Genomic DNA, 15,196 nt, shown 5'->3' with positions numbered 1-15,196 from the left:
TGCTGGGCTTATCTTGGCTGCAACGCAGCGATACCGGCCGGGCCTCTATCCAGTGGGAGCGGGCCATTCCCGCGAAGAATCACGGGCTCCCGCTCCCACACTGGATCAGCGGCCACTGCTTCATCGTTATAACGGCCCCAAATCCTGTCTAAAGAGATCACCAATAGGCACTTAGAACGGCACCACCACCATCAGTTGGCTGTAGACATTGGTGCCATTACCGCCAACCTGGCTGCCGATACCACCGTTGTCCGAGCTCTCCTTCGGCTGATACAGGCCCACCAGCGGCGTGATGATCAGGTGCTCACTGACCGCCCATTCGGCGTACAGGTCCAATTCACGCGCATCGCGGTTGATGGTGTCACGGTCGTGCAGTGTGCTGAAGTCGAAGTACAGCGCCCCCAGGGTCAGCCCCTCCATCGGTGTGGCCTTGAGGCCTACGTGGTGGATACCGGTATTGGTGTTGAACGGCCCCGCATAGTTGGCCGCCACCTCGCCCTGGAACCAGGTGCCGTAACCGGTACTGAGGCCAGTGAACAGCGAATCCCAGCCACCCGAGTAGCGTGTGTAACGGTAGGTTAGGCTTGGCGACCACGGCGCATCGGCGAAGGTATAACCGGCCTCGGCATACCAGGCCTTTTCCACGCCGGTATCGACATCCTGCCAGGCATATTCGAAAGCGAAGTTGGCATTCTCGATGCCGGCACTTCCTTCACCACGAACGCTGTACACATCCATATTGTCGCGCTGCGCCTGGATAGGATTGGCCCAGCGCTTGTTGACGTCCAGGCCGTGTATCCAGGTCAAGCCGAGGGTGCCAGCATCGGTGGTGTAGTCCAGCGTACTGGCGGCCAGCTCGGTTTGCGCTTGCACGCGATTATCGGATTTGAGCCACAGTACCGAGCCATGCACGCCCTGCTCGCCACCCAGGCGCAAAACCGCCGTGCGGTCGAAGGCATGCCGCGCGGCGGCGTAATAGGCGCCACCACGGTTGAGGCTTCCGCCGTTCGGCCCTTGCGGGCCGTTCCCCAGGTTGGTGCCGTCGTCGTTGATCAGGAAGCCACGCCCCAACTTGACCACCTGGCGGCCCGCGGAGAAGTCCAAGCCATCCTTGCCGAGTGCAGGGAACAGGTCACCGGAACGCCAACCCAGGTAGGCATCCTCGATCTTGGTGGTGCGCTCGGAACCGTCTGAATTGCCGCCGGCGTCTCCATCGCCCCAGGTCGCCGAGCTGACCAAGCTGAACGCGCCGTAGGCGGTGCCCGCGCCGCCGAGCTCCTGATCGCCACTCAAACCGTACTTGATGAAGCCCTCTCTCCAGGTCGAACCACCGGTGGTGCCGTCGTAGTTCTTGCGGCTGTTCATCATGCCGAACACCGCCAGCAAGTCCGCGTTGAGATGGGTGTCTTCGTCGCTGTACAACTCATAAGCGCCCGCTGGTGTAGCCATCCCGATGGCCAGGCTCAGGGCCAGGCCGCCACTGGAAAGGCGTGTTGCCGCTTTGCGATATTCCATGGTGATGCTCCTTTCACGTCCATTTATCGTTGTTGCCGCCACCGGCGAATCGCAATACAGCGATTGGGCCACCTTCGCCCGCCGGAGACTGTTGCGGATAGATTGGGTTGCTCGCTCATGACCCCGTCGGCAGCACTGCTGTAAGGCGGGGTTGGCGCAGAGAGAAGGAAAATAGCTTACAGCTTGTGGCTACCCAGCTTGGCGAAGCATTCCGGCGACTTGCGACGCAGGCGCATGGCCAACAGCACACCACCGATCAGGGCCGCGGGGATGACCGCGCAAAGCGCATAGGAGATCGCCTTGCTGGAGCCGGTCAGCACGTCGAAATGGATGACTGCGATGACCAGAACAATGCCCAAGGCCGCACAGGAGAACGCTGGCAGGATCAGACGGCGCAGCAGACCCAGCTTCAGTTGCGGGTTGCGCTTGAAGTACATCAGCACCGCGGCCGAGGTCAGCGCCATGAGCAGCAGCAGGCACAGCGTGGCCAGGCTGGAGAACCAGGCGAACAGCTGCAGGATCGGATCGGCTTCCATCACCGCGAAGATCAGCACCACCACGGCAGCGATCAGGCTCTGCAGGGCCGACCCCATGTGCGGGCTCTGGTGAATGCGGTGCGTCAGGCCCAGCGACTTGGGCAGCAGGCCGTCACGGCCGATGGCGTAGAAGTAGCGCGCCGCCGAATTGTGAAACGCCAGCAGGCCGGCATAGATGCTCACCACGAACAGCACGCGGATCACCTGGGTCAGATGGGCACCGACGTAATGATCGGACAGTCCATAGATGAAGGTGGTCGGGTCGGTCAGCGCCTGCAGGGTCGGCACGATCTTGTCAGTGCCCACGCCAATGACCATGGACCAGATCGAGATGGCGTAGAAGCAACCAATCAGCAGCACCGACACATAGGTGGCGATGGGGATGGCGCGTTGCGGGTTCTTCGCCTCCTCACCATAAATGGTGGTTGCCTCAAAGCCGATGAACGCTGCGAAGCAGAACAGCAGACCGATCGACGGATTGCCGCTGAACACATGTTCGGCCTTGAAGGAGTCGAAATTCACCCCGCTGTCGCCACCGCTGCGCAGGATGGCGATGTCCAGCACCAAGATGGCCAGATACTCGGCAACCACGATCAGCGACAACACCCGCGCGGACAGATCGATATTGCGGTAGCCGAGAATGGCCACGCTGACCATGGCCATCAGCGAGTACGACCACCAGGGCAGGTCAATGGCGAACACGCTGGACATGGTGCCAGCCATCACACCGCCGAACATGCCATAAAGACCAACCTGCAGGATGTTGTAGGCGAACATTGCCAGCATCCCCGCCGCCCCGCCCGCCAGCCCACCCAAGCCGCGCGAGGAGAAGGCATAGAAGCCGCCGGCATTGGTGACGTGCCGCGCCATGGTGGTGTAACCCACCGCGAACGCGAGCAGCACCAGCAGGGCGATCACCAGCAGCGCCGGCGTACCGGCACCGCTACCCAGCATGATGCCGATCGGGAAGCCGCCGGCCAGTACGCTCAGGGGGCTGGCCGCCGACACCACGAAAAAGATGATGAAACCAACGCTCAGGGCACCGCGCCGCAGCTCGTTCGAGCCTGCAGGCACACTCGTGGATACGCTCATTCTCTTGACCTTATTTTATGAGGCAGTTTGCAAGGGTCGGAAGAAGGCGACGCGCCCTCCTGGCCGACCGGAACGCAATTGTTATTGGCTGTCGAAAATGATCCTAGGCCCTTCCCCCAAGTGGCGTTATCCCATATTGGCAGCCAAAAAAACCCTGTTTCCAAGATGGTTCACACCTGTGCGCGGGTATCTGTCCCCCTTGCCAATTCGGGATAACGTCGGCCGCTGGCCGCCCCTATCATCGCGACAAGACCGGATCGGCAGCAGCCTCATCTCGCCCTGCCCGTCACGACAAGAACAATAAGAATGCAGCTAAGGGCTTCACCATGATCCGAGGCAGCAGATCAGCACCTTCGATGCCAATGAACGCGATCTGCACCGGATCGAGCCCCGCACCGATAACCTCGTTCTCGACCCCGGCAACGATTGCGGTATGTCTCGTTCCGGCATGCCCAATGCCCTCGTCAGCCTTTGCGGCTCCCTGCCCCAAACACCCCGCCTCATCCGAGTGCCCTTGAGCCAAGGAGCGACGCCATGAAAGCCCTGGTCTGCCTGATAACCCTACTCGCCTGCAACAGCGTGCACGCCCAACAAGTACTGCGTTTCCTGAGCTGGCAGGACTACTTCGACCCTGCAGTGATCGAGGGCTTTCAACGCAGCACCGGCGTACGCGTGGAGTATCAGGGGTTCACCACCAGCGAGGAGCTGATACAGGCGATGCAGTCAGGCACGACCTATGACGTCATCGTGCCGTCGCATTTCATGCTCAAGGAGCTGGTCGCTGGCGGCAAGCTGGCGCCGCTGGATACCAGCCGCCTGGTCCACTACAAACAGCTCGATCCCTGGCTGCTGTCGATGCTGGCCGGCCAGCCAGCGGCCAAGGAACATGCGGTGCCTTACCTGTGGGGTTCGGTTGGCATGGTGGTGAACGCCACTCTGGCCCAGGCCGCCTACGGGACGCCATTGCCGACGAGCTGGAGCCTGCTGTTCGAACCCCCACAGGTGTCGCGCCTGTTCAGCTGTGGCGTTGGCTTGATCGATGCCCCTCAGGAAGTGGCCTCGCTGATGCTCAACTACAAGGGTCGTAATCCGACGGTCAGCAGCCCGCGCCAAATCGCCAAGGCACTGCAACCCCTGGAACCCCTGATGCCCAAGTTCGCCGAACTGAACAACTGGGCGTACATCGATGCCTTGGCGCAAGGCAAGCTGTGCCTGGCCATGAGCTGGAGCGGCCATGCCCTGCGGGCGATCGAAAGAAATTCGGCGCTGAGCTATGTGATTCCCGATGAGGGCGCCGCGATGTACATCGATACCCTGGCCATCCCTGCCAATGCGCCCAACCCGGAGCTGGCCTACCGCTTCATCGACTTTCTGATCACCCCGCAAAACGCCATTCGCAATGCCCAGGCCACGCATTTCTACCCGCCGCTGCCAAGTGACTCACCCGCCATGCTGCAGTTCGCAGCCGATTATCCACTGCAGGTGATGAACGCTAAGCAACGGCGCGCCAGCTACCTGCTGGAATCCTTGAGCGCCGCCCAGAAATCAGCACTGGACAGCACCTGGCAGAAACTTCGGGCAAGCAGCCCTTAGAAGCATGGCGGTCACCGCCGAGTCGACTAGTGTCTATATGACAGCTAGCGAAGCGCTCAACGGTGCAGCATTTTCAAGGGTACCCGCTCATGAAAAGAACCGCCGCGCCGATACCCCTAAAGACCCCACTCGTGCCTGCTCAGCAGCGCTGAGCAACCGCGTACTTCAGAGATAGCGCCATGTTCAACTCGATGTCGATTCGGCTGAAAATCGTTTTGCTCTCCGGGCTTTGCCTGCTTGGTGTGATCGCCCTGATCGTGGGGATGAACCTTTATCAAAGCAGCCAGAACAACCAACTGACCAGCACCTCCAGCCGCCAGATGTTGACTGACAGCGTCGAAAATCTGCTCGAAGCCCGGGCCGCCGAACAATCGGTCAGGCTGCAGCGCACCTTCAGCGAAACCCTGGTGGTGGCCACCAGTCTGGCCGATGAAGTACATGACCTGCGCACCCTGGCCACCAAGGTTGGCATGCCGACCAGCGACCTGCGCGAAGCGATCAACCAGAGCATCAAGACCACTTTCGAGCGCAATACCAAGGTATTGGGCGTCTGGCTGGTATTCGAGCCCAATGCCCTGGATGGTCGCGACGGTGAGTTCGTCAACGACAGCGCTCGCGGCTCCAATGAAACCGGCCGTTTCTCCAGTGCCTGGACGCGCAGTACGCCGCAGCCGATGAACATCATGATCACCGAAGCCGACATCAACAAAACCGAGCTGAGCATCAGCGGCACACCCTACAACGCCTGGTACACCTGCCCCCGCGAGCGCAGGACCGCCTGCCTGCTGGAACCCTACGCCGACACCCTTGAAGGCAAGCGCCTGCTGATGACGTCGCTGACCATCCCGGTGATGGAGGGTGACAAGGTCGTTGCCACGCTAGGCGTCGATCTGGAGCTGGCCTCGCTGCAGGCGGCGGCCAGGGAAGCCCAGCACGGGCTGTTCGACGACGCCGGCCGGGTGCTGATCGTCTCCCCCAGCGGCACCCTGGCCGCCTACAGCACCGACGATAGCCAGATCGGCAAGAGCATCGAAGAAGCCCAGGGCGACGAAGGCAAGAAGATTCTCGCGGCGGTGGGCAACAGCGCGCCGAGCACCCTCGAGCAAGGCGACTTCATATACGCTGTCTACCCGGTCAGCCCCATCGCCAATGCCAAACCCTGGGGCGTTTCCATCGGTCTGCCCGAAAAGGTGTTGCTGGCCGACGCGGTGAAACTGCAGGGCCTGCTCGACCAAGCCCAGACCAGCGGCACCATCAAGGCACTGAGCGTGGCGCTGATTGCCGGCCTGGTGGGGCTGATCCTGATCTGGCTGACCGCCTCAGGCGTGACCCGGCCGATCAACGAAGTGGCCCATATGCTCGAAGACATCGCCAGCGGTGAAGGCGACCTGACCCAGCGTTTGCGCTACAACAAGCGCGACGAGTTGGGCGAGTTGGCGAGCTGGTTCAACCGCTTTCTCGACAAGCTGCAGCCGACTATCGCGCAAATCAAGCAGAGCATCACCGAAGCTCGCGCCACCGCCGACCAGTCCTCGCATATCGCCAGCCAGACCAGCGACGGCATGCAGATCCAGTTCCGCGAAGTCGATCAGGTCGCCACCGCCTCCAATGAAATGAGCGCCACCGCTCAGGAGGTTGCCAGCAGCGCCTCCAATGCCGCCGAAGCCGCCCGCGGCGCCGACGAATCCGCTCAGCAAAGCCGCACCATCATCGAGCGCAGCAGCAAGGACATTCGTACCCTGGCCGATGAAATCAGCAAGGCCGTGACTGAAGTCGAAGCCCTGGCGGTCAACAGCGAACAGATCGGTTCGGTGCTTGAAGTGATCCGCAGCATTGCCGAGCAGACCAACCTACTGGCCCTCAACGCCGCCATCGAAGCAGCCCGTGCCGGCGACAGCGGTCGCGGCTTCGCGGTAGTCGCCGACGAAGTACGCAACCTGGCCCGTCGTACCCAGGACTCGGTCGAGGAAATCCGCCAGGTCATCGAGCGCATTCAGGGCGCCACCCGCGGCGTGGTCACCACCATGCACACCAGCCATCAGCACGCGCAAGCCAACGTCGAACAGATCCAGCACGCTGCCCAGACCCTGGGCCGGATCAGCGACGCGGTGTCGGTGATCAGCGACATGAACCTGCAGATCGCCAGCGCAGCGGAAGAACAGAGCGCCGTGGCCGAAGAGGTCAACCGCAACGTGGCCGCCATCCGCACCGTGACCGAAACCCTGACCGAACAAGCCACCGAATCGGCCAAGGTCAGCAATCAGCTCAACAGCCTGGCCAACCAGCAGATGAAACTGATGGATCAGTTCAAGGTGTAGGGCAGCAGGTTTCAAATACGGAGAAAAAGGCCCTGGCGGGTTCATCGCCAGGGCCTTTTTCGACAATCGCTAAACCGTTACTTACGGCTTGCGCGTTCGCTTCGCGGCCTCTTGCTCGGCTTCCTCCATGGCTGCCGCCATCAACCCGGAACACACCAGTACGCCAGCACCTTTTGACAGGCACTCGTAGCGCTGCTGATCCTCGCTGGAACTGGTGACGCAGTCCTGCAGGCTGATCCTCTGCTCCACGCCGGCCAAGTTGTCTTGCGCCTGGGCGTATTCGGCTGCGGTGATACGCCCGCCGCTTTTGCGCTCCTCGGCGATCTCGTGCAGGTTCTTGAGGTCGACGGCAGTCCAGCGCATCGCGCTCTGGCACATTTCGCGCTTCGACGTTTTGGCAGGGACAGCCTCAGTTGATGCTGCCTGAGCGGGGGCGGCAGGGCTGGCAGCTCGCGTTTCACCGGCGTATGCCGGCTTGATCGTCACCGCCTCGGCCTGCTGGGCAGCCGGTGGCTGGCTGCCGAAATGCTTCTGGCCGTTCTCGTCCACCCAGGTGTACACCTGGCTCAAGGCCTGGGCAGACAGGCTGCACAGCAGGAGCATCGCAAGTATCTGGCGAGTGAGCATGGCGAATAAATCCCTTTACCAAGCGCGGGTTGCGCTGCCGGCAATCTAGAGTCGGGCGATGGCTTTGCCAAGAGTCACCCGCAATGCCTTTCGCCTATCTGCGAACCGCGCCATATTGGCCTCTATAAAAGTTGCGCAACGGAACAGGCAAGACTGCATACAATGCGCATCCGCTTTCAGCTCCACAAAAGGACTGCGCCACCATGGCCTCCCCCGACAAGCAGAAGAAACGCGCCCAGCGGGCCAAGACCAAGGCCAAGCAGAACCGTATAGGCAAGCCCAAGGCGCCGGTCATCCATCCGGTGCTGGCCAACCCGCTGATCGACGAGCCCTTCGATGACGTGGAGATCGACCTCAGCACCTTCGACTTCAAGGACATCGAGGAAAACGGCTTCGACCCGGCGCACTTCGACGACCTGTTCCAGGCCATGCACAAAGCCGAGGCCATCAGCCTGCTCGCCCTGTGCCTGGTATTTTTGCAATACCCGGTGCTGGAGCTGGTGGTCGCCGAGGAAGATCCGGAAGCGGCGACCGACTTCATGATGGGCCTTTTGATCGTGTATCGCGGCCTGTTCCACAACGAGAGCGAAGACGCGGCGGTCCAATGGATCGGCAGCGAGACCTTCCAGGCAGCCTACAACGAGGCCTCGGAAATACTGCAGAAAAAGAATGTGCACAGCACCCGCGCCTGACTGTCTTGATCAGCTCTGTCCGTAAAGCCCGACTTCGGCCTCACGCATAAAGATCTCCACCGTCTTTGGGCCTATGCCTTCGAAGGCCAGCAGGCGCATTGCGAAATCATGCTGATCAGAACTTTGCCGGCAGATGGCGATAACGCTGCCGTCATACTCGGCCAGTAGCTTACGGCTGAGCTTTAGCAAGCGGTCGGCAGTGGAGATGTCGTAGCGCACGTAATGCGCCTGACCGAGCAGCAGCACCAGCTCCTGCTGGCTGCAGCGGGCGAGCCTGGCAGGCGAATCCAGGCCGTGCTGCTCCACGAGAACCCGATAGGCCCGTTCGGCCACCGATTGCTGGATAGGTTTGCCGAACAGAAAACTCGCCAGCAGCCATTTGAACAGTGCTTTCTCGTCGGCCACAGCAAGGCCCATCGCCAACCCCAATTGCTGTGCGCTGATGCGTCTTTCAGTCACCGTCGCTGCTCTCCCTCAACGGCGCGCGCTCGCTACGCCTTGTGCAGAGCAGACCACGGGCAGCGGGCAGCGCTCACCTGATCTGCCGAGCGCGCCGCGATGGCCGAAGCCGGTCAGATCTTGAAGCGCGACACCACCGTGCGCAGCTCACCGGCCAGACGCGACAGTTCGTCGGCGGTCTGGGCGTTCTCCTCGATGCCGTCGATCAGCACCACACTGCCGTTACGAATCTCGATGACGTTGCGGTTGATGTCTTCGGAGACGGCATGCTGCTGCACCGCCGCGCTGGCGATCTGGGTATTCATGCCGACGATCTGCTCGACCTCGTCGTTGATCACCCCCAAGCTCTTGGCCGCCTGATCCGCCGACTGCACGCAGGCCTGAGCCTTGTCCTGGCCGGTCTTCATCTGCTCCACGGCAGCCGACATGGCGCTCTGCAGTTCCTGGATGATGCGGCGGATTTCCTCGGTCGAGCCCTGGGTGCGTGATGCCAGGGTGCGCACCTCATCGGCCACCACGGCGAAGCCGCGGCCCTGCTCACCAGCGCGCGCCGCTTCGATAGCGGCGTTGAGCGCCAGCAGGTTGGTCTGGTCGGCAATATTGCGGATCACCTCGATGACCCCGCCGATCTCCTGGCTGTGCACTGCCAGGGCCGATACATTCTGCGCGCTTAGTTCCACCTCGCCAGCCAGCGCTTCGATGGTCATGCGCGTGTTCTGCATCACCGCCAGACCATTGGCTGAGGCCTGACTGGCCTGCCCGGCCGCCCGTGCAGCGCCTTCGGTGTTCTGCGCCACATCGGCGACGCTGGCAGTCATCTCGTTGATGGCAGTGGCCACCTGCTCGGTCTCGCCCTGCTGGCCATTCATCGACTGTTTGGCCCGCTCGATGGACGCCCCCAGGCGCACCGACGCCTCGGACACCGCGTGGGAGCTGTGCTCAACCTGGGTCAGCGAGGTGCGGAAGGCTTGCACCATGTGGTTGAAGCCATTACCCACGTCGGCCATTTCATCCTTGCCGCGCACCTGCACCTGAGCAGTGAGGTCGCCCTGGGCGATTAGCCGGGTGGCAGCTAGCACCTGGTCGATAGCGTTGCGCATCGAGCCATAGATACCGGCGAACACATAGGCCAACAGCAAGCCCATGCACACGAACATCACCAGGATCAGCGTCCGATCGGATACCCGTTCATCGGTGCGATTAGCCAGGACGTCGGCCAACTCTTGCTGCAGCACGTCCTGGGCCTTGTACAGATCGGCAACCACGGCATTACCCTTGGCCGCCAGGCTCTGCACACCGCTGATTGTGCTGTCGGTCTCAGTCAGTACCCGGTCGAGATCCGCACGGAAGCTGTCCAGTGAGTGCAATGCGCTGTTGATCGGCGCTTGCAGGCGGTCGGTCAGCGCAGGCGCGTTGCGGCGCAACAGCGTCAGGCTCTGCAGCAGCTCCTGGCGAATCTGCAACTCCTGCTTGAGCAAGACTCGCATGGACGAGCGCGTGCCGACGCTCAGAGGCTGGCCTTCACGCAGCCCGCTGGCCAGGCCGCGCAACTGGCCGACGACGTTGATCTGCCGCGGCAGGCGCAGGGTGCTTTGGTCGATCATGAACAGCGAGTCGTAGTCCTCGTCCAGCACCATGCCGGAGGTGGCACTGATCAGATAAACGAAATTCAACACCTTGCCGAGCTGCTCATTCCATGCGTCGAACATGGCCGTCTGCTCAGCAGTCCCCTTGGCCTGGTCAATCAGCTGCTGGCTGTCTGCGCGCAAACGAGCAACGCGGTCGCCAGTTTCCAGGGCCGTTCCCAACTCACGATCAGTAGCCTCCAGCTTGGTAAACGCCTCCTGCAATTTCGACTGGTTTGTGGCGAAATCGCCTTGGGCGGTGGCATCGCCACTAAGCAGACGATTGGTCAGCGCGCGCTGCAGCATCGAAAGGCGCAATATGGGCGTGACATCCAGCAGGTAGCGCTGGCCGACCTGCTCATGGCGGATATTGTCGATGCTGGCGTTGATCTGATTGACAACGCGCAGCCCAAGCAGGGCAAGCGGAATTAGCACGATTATGGCGAGAATCGCGAACTTGACGGGAAAGCGCAGCCGACTGGTCAGGTGCATGGCAGGGGCAAGGATCATCATGGTTTTCTCACTGATCTCATAGGATCGGCTTGGTGTTTTATGGCGCTCACAGCGGCTCGTGTTTCAACCAGCCTTGTGCTCGTACTGTCTCGATGCGCCTTCGCAGAAAGGTCGCCACACCATAAATGGCAATACGCCACTATTCGTGTATTGCTGTGACTATTGCCTCTGGATATCGTTGCAACAAAATATTTCGCTAGCCGTAGCGACAGGAAAGCGTCTGGACAGCCGAGGCACTAGCCAGAAAACGCTGCACTCCCACGACTGTCGGCGGCTTTAGGTATAACCTGACGATTCCTGTACAACTTCTCGTCCAATTCCTTGAATGTCACTCATCTAACGAGCGAAACGAAAGAACCCCGCGCTGGACATTCACGTATCAACCTGGTCGATACCCATCATGCGCCGCGGGTACTCGAATAAGGGGCGTAATCGGGCTAGCCTCGCGTTCATATGCATTGCCCCATCACGCGCTAGCGAGGATTCGATGACCCAATCAAACTATGTCCCGCCAAAGGTATGGCAGCACCTGGAAGCTTCCGGCGGCCAGTTCTCCAAGACCAATCGCCCCACTGCCGGCGCGACCCACGCCAAGGAACTGCCGGTCGGCAAGCACCCCCTGCAGCTCTACTCCCTGGCAACGCCCAACGGTGTGAAGGTGACCATCCTGCTCGAAGAGCTGCTGGCCCTGGGGCACAGCGGCGCCGAGTACGACGCCTGGCTGATCCGCATTGGCGAAGGCGACCAGTTCTCCAGCGGCTTCGTGGGCGTCAACCCGAACTCGAAGATTCCAGCCCTGCTCGACCGCAGCGGCGATACGCCGATCCGCGTGTTCGAGTCCGGCTCGATCCTCCTGTACCTGGCGGAAAAGTTCGGCGAGTTCCTGCCCAAGGACCCGGCTGGCCGCACCGAAACCCTCAACTGGCTGTTCTGGCAGATGGGCTCGGCGCCCTATCTGGGTGGCGGCTTCGGGCACTTCTACGTGTACGCGCCGGAGAAGTTCGAATACGCCATCAACCGCTTCACCATGGAAGCCAAGCGCCAGCTGGACGTGCTCAACCAGCGCCTCGCCGACAATCGCTACCTGGCCGGCGACACCTACACCATCGCCGATATCGCCGTGTGGCCCTGGTATGGCGAAGTGGTGCGCAACAACGTCTACGGCGCAGCCGAATTCCTTTCGGCCCACGAGTACACCCACGTTCTACGCTGGGCTAACGAGATCGCCGAGCGCGAAGCGGTCAAACGCGGCCGCCGGGTCAATCGCACCTGGGGCGCTGAAGCCGAGCAGGTGCCCGAGCGGCATGAGGCTGCTGATCTGGTGTGAGGCGCTGAAAACCGGCTAACGCCAACCGCTCCGGTGACTACACCATCAAGCCCTGATGCCTCTCAGCATCGGGGCTTGGCTTTATCTGGCACCAGGATGATCGTGCGGCGCATGATGGCGCTGCCGCTTATCGAGGGCTGCGGCTGTCCCACTAGGCAATCTGCCATGGAATAATACGTGCCCCAATTACCGCGCGCTTCGTACTGCGCAGGCTCCTCGCCCCGATGACAAAACCCGTCAGCCGCCATCAGAAATTTGCCGTATTACTGGCAGCACTCCCCGCGATAACAGGAACGCTGTACTTCATCGTCTACCACGATTTCGTGCCAAATCCAGAGTTGTATTGGCCCTCGGTGATAGTAACGGCAGTGCTTACAGGCGTTGTTTTCGCGATTTTCTACAGCAAGTTCAAAAGCGGCTCTTGGGTGCTCGCCAAGCGACCAGAAAGCAGGAAGGAAAAATGGGTACTCTGGCTGCTTCCCCTGGTGTTTTACTTGTATGCCCTTCTCCACGTGTACATCGTGATCCCGAGAATCTACACGTCGCTATTCGGCACGGAGATGGTCATCACCGAGGCGATCAAGGCCAGGGAAAAGGAATATGGCAGGTATCGCACCTGCGATTACCAGATCAAGACCGAGAATCATCAGGCGTTTGGGCTGCACCTCTGCATAAGCCGAGAGCAGTACAACTCGATGCCTGACAGAGGCGGCATTGCCATATTGCGAATCATCAAGAGTCCAGCGGGCACACTCATCGAATCGGTGAGCCTGCCGCGCCGATACTGATCCTAGCCCTTGCCCTGCAGTTCGACGCTTTGCGCCCGCGCCTTGGCGCCGCCGAGCATCGCCTGGATTTCGTGGGTCGCCTGGCGTGTGCTCTGCGCCAGCTTCTTCACCTCATCGGCGACCACCGAGAAGCCGCGACCTACTTCGCCGGCGCGGGCGGCTTCGATGGCCGCATTCAAGGCCAGCAGGTTGGTCTGCTCGGCGATGCCCTTGATGACGCTGACAACCTGGGCGATCTGCCCATACGTCTCTTCGTTGTGCTTGAGCATCTGCTCATGGGCGGCGCGGGCGCTGCGCTCATCGGAGATGTCGCGCACCGCACCGATCGCCCGATACAGCCGCCCCTGCTCGTCGCGCACCGCCCGACCACGCTCGCGAAACCAGATATAGCCACGCACCTTGTGGCGCATCAGGTACTCAATCACGTACTCGCCGCTGCCCGCCGGGTCGACGATCTCCCGCTCGAAGATGCTCGCCATCGCGTTCAGGTAGTCGGGATGAACAAGACTCGATTGGCTCTCCATGCCATCCGGCAGTTCGGCGTAGTTGTAGCCGACCAGCACCCGAAACTGGCTGGACAGGCGCAGCATGCTGGCCGGGTCATCGAGCCTGCCGTTGGCTATCGAGAAGTCCCAATACCCCTCAGTCAGCGTCGATTGGGCAACCTCCCAGACGCGCGCCTCGAGCTGGCACGCGCTCAAGGCCTGCGCCTGCTGTTCGAGCTGCTGCTGCGCGCTCTGCACATCGAACTGCTGCTGATGCAGCTCATCGAGCGCCTGCTGCTCACGCAACAACGCCTGATCCCGCTGCGCCGTCAGCGCCTGGATTCGCTGCTGCAGCACGGCGACCTCGTCGCGGCCACTGCGTAGCACCTTCGCCACCCGCTCGAGCGCAGCGCCAAGCGGTGGGTAATCCTGCAGGGTGCTTTGCACGGAGGATGTTGGCTGCCCGGCACACAGGTCGGCCAGTTGCCGACTCAGCTCCTCAGCGAATTTACGTTCACGGCCACGGAAAAACATGACGACTACCCCGTTCGCTTTATGGGCGTTGCTGCTGTTGATATTGCTGCCTGATCGCTTGCCACTGCTGGTTGATCACCTGCGTCTGCTGCGCGCTGAGTGGTTCGAGAAAGTACAGGCGACGGCGCTCGCCAGGCGGCGGCACCAGCTCGGCGGACTGCTTGGCCAGCTCGGCCATTTCCGGCAGATCGCTGCGCAATGGCGCATAGAAATGCGTCGCCTCGCTGTTCAGGTGGGCGTTACGCGCATCGAGCATGTAGTCGATGAAGCGGTAGGCCAGCTCCGGTTGCTTGGCACTTTTGGGAATGGCCCAACTGTCGACGGTCAACAGTCCGCCCTCTTGCGGCACCAGAAACTTCAAGGTCGAACGGCGAGCTGCCGCCTGCAGAGCGTGACCGCTCCAGGCCACCGACACACACAGCTGCCCCGCGGCCAACTGCTCGATGTAGGTGTTATTGTCGAGCGTGCCCGCGGCGGCGGACTGCTGCAGCATCTGCGCGCCCACCTCGGCCAGCCGCCTTGGTGATGCGTCGAGCAGGCGCTTGCCCTGGAAATTCATCCATAACGAAAACATCTCTTGCGGCGCATCGACCCAGCCGATCCCGCAGCCCTTCAGCTGAGCGACGTACTGGCCATCGAACAACAGCTGCCAGCTGGCCGGTGCTGGCTTGCCTAGCTGTTGCTCGACGCGGGCCGCATCAATGACCAGCCCGACCGTCGACCACTGGTACGGCACCACATAACGGCCGGCCCCCGAAAGGCCGGCCAGGGACGCCATCAGCTTGGGATCCAGATTGCCGTACCGGCTCAACTTGCTCGGTTCCAGCGCCTGCAGCTGGTTCTGCTCGATCAGCCGCTGCAGTTGAAAGTGCGAGGGCACCACCAGGTCGAAATCGGCGCCGGCATCCAGAGCGGCGGACAAATCCTGGGCCAAGGTATAGGTCTGGTAGTCGACCGTGACACCCGTCTCGCGCTGGAAACCCTCCACCACCGCCGGGTCGATGTAACCGGCCCAGTTGTAGATTTTCAGCGTCTGCGCGTGAGCGTTTACGGCGCAACAAACGAGCACGGCAACTAGAAAGGTTTTCACTG

At 61.5% G+C, this 15,196-nt stretch carries 11 protein-coding genes and 4 pseudogenes; 6 read left to right on the top strand and 9 right to left on the bottom strand.

Translation table 11 applies throughout. The features are described from left to right. Positions 1-171: 171 nt before the first annotated feature. Positions 172-1,515, bottom strand: a complete 1,344-nt coding sequence (locus FB481_RS03550) for an alginate export family protein (RefSeq protein ID WP_147175098.1) — start codon at positions 1,513-1,515, stop codon at positions 172-174. Positions 1,516-1,691: 176 nt separating this feature from the next. Beyond that, entirely contained in the window at positions 1,692-3,143 is a 1,452-nt protein-coding gene (locus FB481_RS03545) for an APC family permease (RefSeq protein WP_147175097.1), read from the bottom strand. A 534-nt stretch (positions 3,144-3,677) separates the two neighbouring features. Here FB481_RS03545 and FB481_RS03540 point away from each other — a divergent pair. The 3 genes and pseudogenes from FB481_RS03540 to FB481_RS23480 all read left to right on the top strand — a co-directional run bounded on the left by FB481_RS03540 (position 3,678) and on the right by FB481_RS23480 (position 7,054). Then, positions 3,678-4,736 carry an extracellular solute-binding protein gene (locus tag FB481_RS03540; protein WP_147175096.1) on the top strand — a complete coding sequence of 353 codons (1,059 nt, stop codon included), beginning with the start codon at positions 3,678-3,680 and terminating at the stop codon, positions 4,734-4,736. 179 nt (positions 4,737-4,915) lie between these two features. After that, positions 4,916-6,196, top strand: a pseudogene (locus tag FB481_RS23485) (HAMP domain-containing protein); the annotation flags it as partial. A gap of 102 nt (positions 6,197-6,298) precedes the next feature. After that, positions 6,299-7,054, top strand: coding sequence for a methyl-accepting chemotaxis protein (locus FB481_RS23480; RefSeq protein WP_372239539.1), 756 nt, complete (start codon positions 6,299-6,301; stop codon positions 7,052-7,054). 81 nt (positions 7,055-7,135) lie between these two features. Here FB481_RS23480 and FB481_RS03530 read toward each other — a convergent pair whose 3' ends face one another. Next, a complete protein-coding gene (locus FB481_RS03530) occupies positions 7,136-7,681 on the bottom strand; it encodes a DUF4124 domain-containing protein (protein ID WP_256662701.1) in 546 nt (181 codons plus the stop codon). A gap of 203 nt (positions 7,682-7,884) precedes the next feature. On the opposite strand from FB481_RS03530, the gene FB481_RS03525 reads away from it, so the two are divergent. Next, the gene (locus FB481_RS03525) at positions 7,885-8,373 is read left to right on the top strand and encodes a hypothetical protein (protein ID WP_147175094.1); all 489 of its coding nucleotides are present in this window, start codon (positions 7,885-7,887) and stop codon (positions 8,371-8,373) included. Between the two features lie 9 nt (positions 8,374-8,382). Here the strand turns inward: FB481_RS03525 and FB481_RS03520 are convergent, their stop codons facing one another. From FB481_RS03520 to FB481_RS23470, 3 genes and pseudogenes are all read right to left on the bottom strand, one after another. Next, positions 8,383-8,790 (bottom strand): DNA methylase, encoded by a 408-nt coding sequence (locus FB481_RS03520; protein WP_167363118.1) that lies wholly within the window; start codon positions 8,788-8,790, stop codon positions 8,383-8,385. A 155-nt stretch (positions 8,791-8,945) separates the two neighbouring features. Then, positions 8,946-9,650, bottom strand: a complete 705-nt coding sequence (locus tag FB481_RS23475; RefSeq protein ID WP_372239537.1) for a methyl-accepting chemotaxis protein — start codon at positions 9,648-9,650, stop codon at positions 8,946-8,948. A gap of 153 nt (positions 9,651-9,803) precedes the next feature. Beyond that, positions 9,804-9,932, bottom strand: a pseudogene (locus tag FB481_RS23470) (HAMP domain-containing protein); the annotation flags it as partial. Between the two features lie 1,525 nt (positions 9,933-11,457). Here FB481_RS23470 and yghU point away from each other — a divergent pair. Then, the gene (gene yghU / locus FB481_RS03510) at positions 11,458-12,297 is read left to right on the top strand and encodes a glutathione-dependent disulfide-bond oxidoreductase (RefSeq protein ID WP_147175093.1); all 840 of its coding nucleotides are present in this window, start codon (positions 11,458-11,460) and stop codon (positions 12,295-12,297) included. Positions 12,298-12,521: 224 nt separating this feature from the next. Then, complete coding sequence (locus tag FB481_RS03505) at positions 12,522-13,085, top strand: hypothetical protein (RefSeq protein ID WP_147175092.1); 564 nt, start codon at positions 12,522-12,524, stop codon at positions 13,083-13,085. A gap of 85 nt (positions 13,086-13,170) precedes the next feature. Here FB481_RS03505 and FB481_RS23465 read toward each other — a convergent pair. From FB481_RS23465 to FB481_RS03495, 3 genes and pseudogenes are all read right to left on the bottom strand, one after another. Then, positions 13,171-13,324: pseudogene (locus FB481_RS23465) on the bottom strand (methyl-accepting chemotaxis protein); the annotation flags it as partial. A gap of 90 nt (positions 13,325-13,414) precedes the next feature. After that, positions 13,415-13,675 (bottom strand): annotated as a pseudogene (locus tag FB481_RS23310) (PAS domain-containing protein); the annotation flags it as partial. A 448-nt stretch (positions 13,676-14,123) separates the two neighbouring features. Continuing rightward, positions 14,124-15,194: an extracellular solute-binding protein gene (locus tag FB481_RS03495; RefSeq protein ID WP_178109829.1), complete on the bottom strand. Its 1,071-nt coding sequence runs from the start codon at positions 15,192-15,194 to the stop codon at positions 14,124-14,126. Positions 15,195-15,196 lie beyond the last annotated feature (2 nt).

Source organism: Pseudomonas sp. AG1028, from assembly GCF_007993955.1.
Lineage (GTDB): Bacteria > Pseudomonadota > Gammaproteobacteria > Pseudomonadales > Pseudomonadaceae > Aquipseudomonas > Aquipseudomonas straminea.
This window is presented reverse-complemented; position numbering and strand designations above follow the sequence as displayed.

Excerpts from the sequence above, each read along its gene's own strand:
- FB481_RS03550 (WP_147175098.1), bottom strand. The coding sequence starts at position 1,515 with ATGGAATATCGCAAAGCGGCAACACGCCTTTCCAGTGGCGGCCTGGCC.
- FB481_RS03545 (WP_147175097.1), bottom strand. The coding sequence starts at position 3,143 with ATGAGCGTATCCACGAGTGTGCCTGCAGGCTCGAACGAGCTGCGGCGC.
- FB481_RS03540 (WP_147175096.1), top strand. The coding sequence starts at position 3,678 with ATGAAAGCCCTGGTCTGCCTGATAACCCTACTCGCCTGCAACAGCGTG.
- FB481_RS23480 (WP_372239539.1), top strand. The coding sequence starts at position 6,299 with ATGCAGATCCAGTTCCGCGAAGTCGATCAGGTCGCCACCGCCTCCAAT.
- FB481_RS03530 (WP_256662701.1), bottom strand. The coding sequence starts at position 7,681 with ATGCTCACTCGCCAGATACTTGCGATGCTCCTGCTGTGCAGCCTGTCT.
- FB481_RS03525 (WP_147175094.1), top strand. The coding sequence starts at position 7,885 with ATGGCCTCCCCCGACAAGCAGAAGAAACGCGCCCAGCGGGCCAAGACC.
- FB481_RS03520 (WP_167363118.1), bottom strand. The coding sequence starts at position 8,790 with ATGGGCCTTGCTGTGGCCGACGAGAAAGCACTGTTCAAATGGCTGCTG.
- FB481_RS23475 (WP_372239537.1), bottom strand. The coding sequence starts at position 9,650 with ATGACTGCCAGCGTCGCCGATGTGGCGCAGAACACCGAAGGCGCTGCA.
- yghU (WP_147175093.1), top strand. The coding sequence starts at position 11,458 with ATGACCCAATCAAACTATGTCCCGCCAAAGGTATGGCAGCACCTGGAA.
- FB481_RS03505 (WP_147175092.1), top strand. The coding sequence starts at position 12,522 with ATGACAAAACCCGTCAGCCGCCATCAGAAATTTGCCGTATTACTGGCA.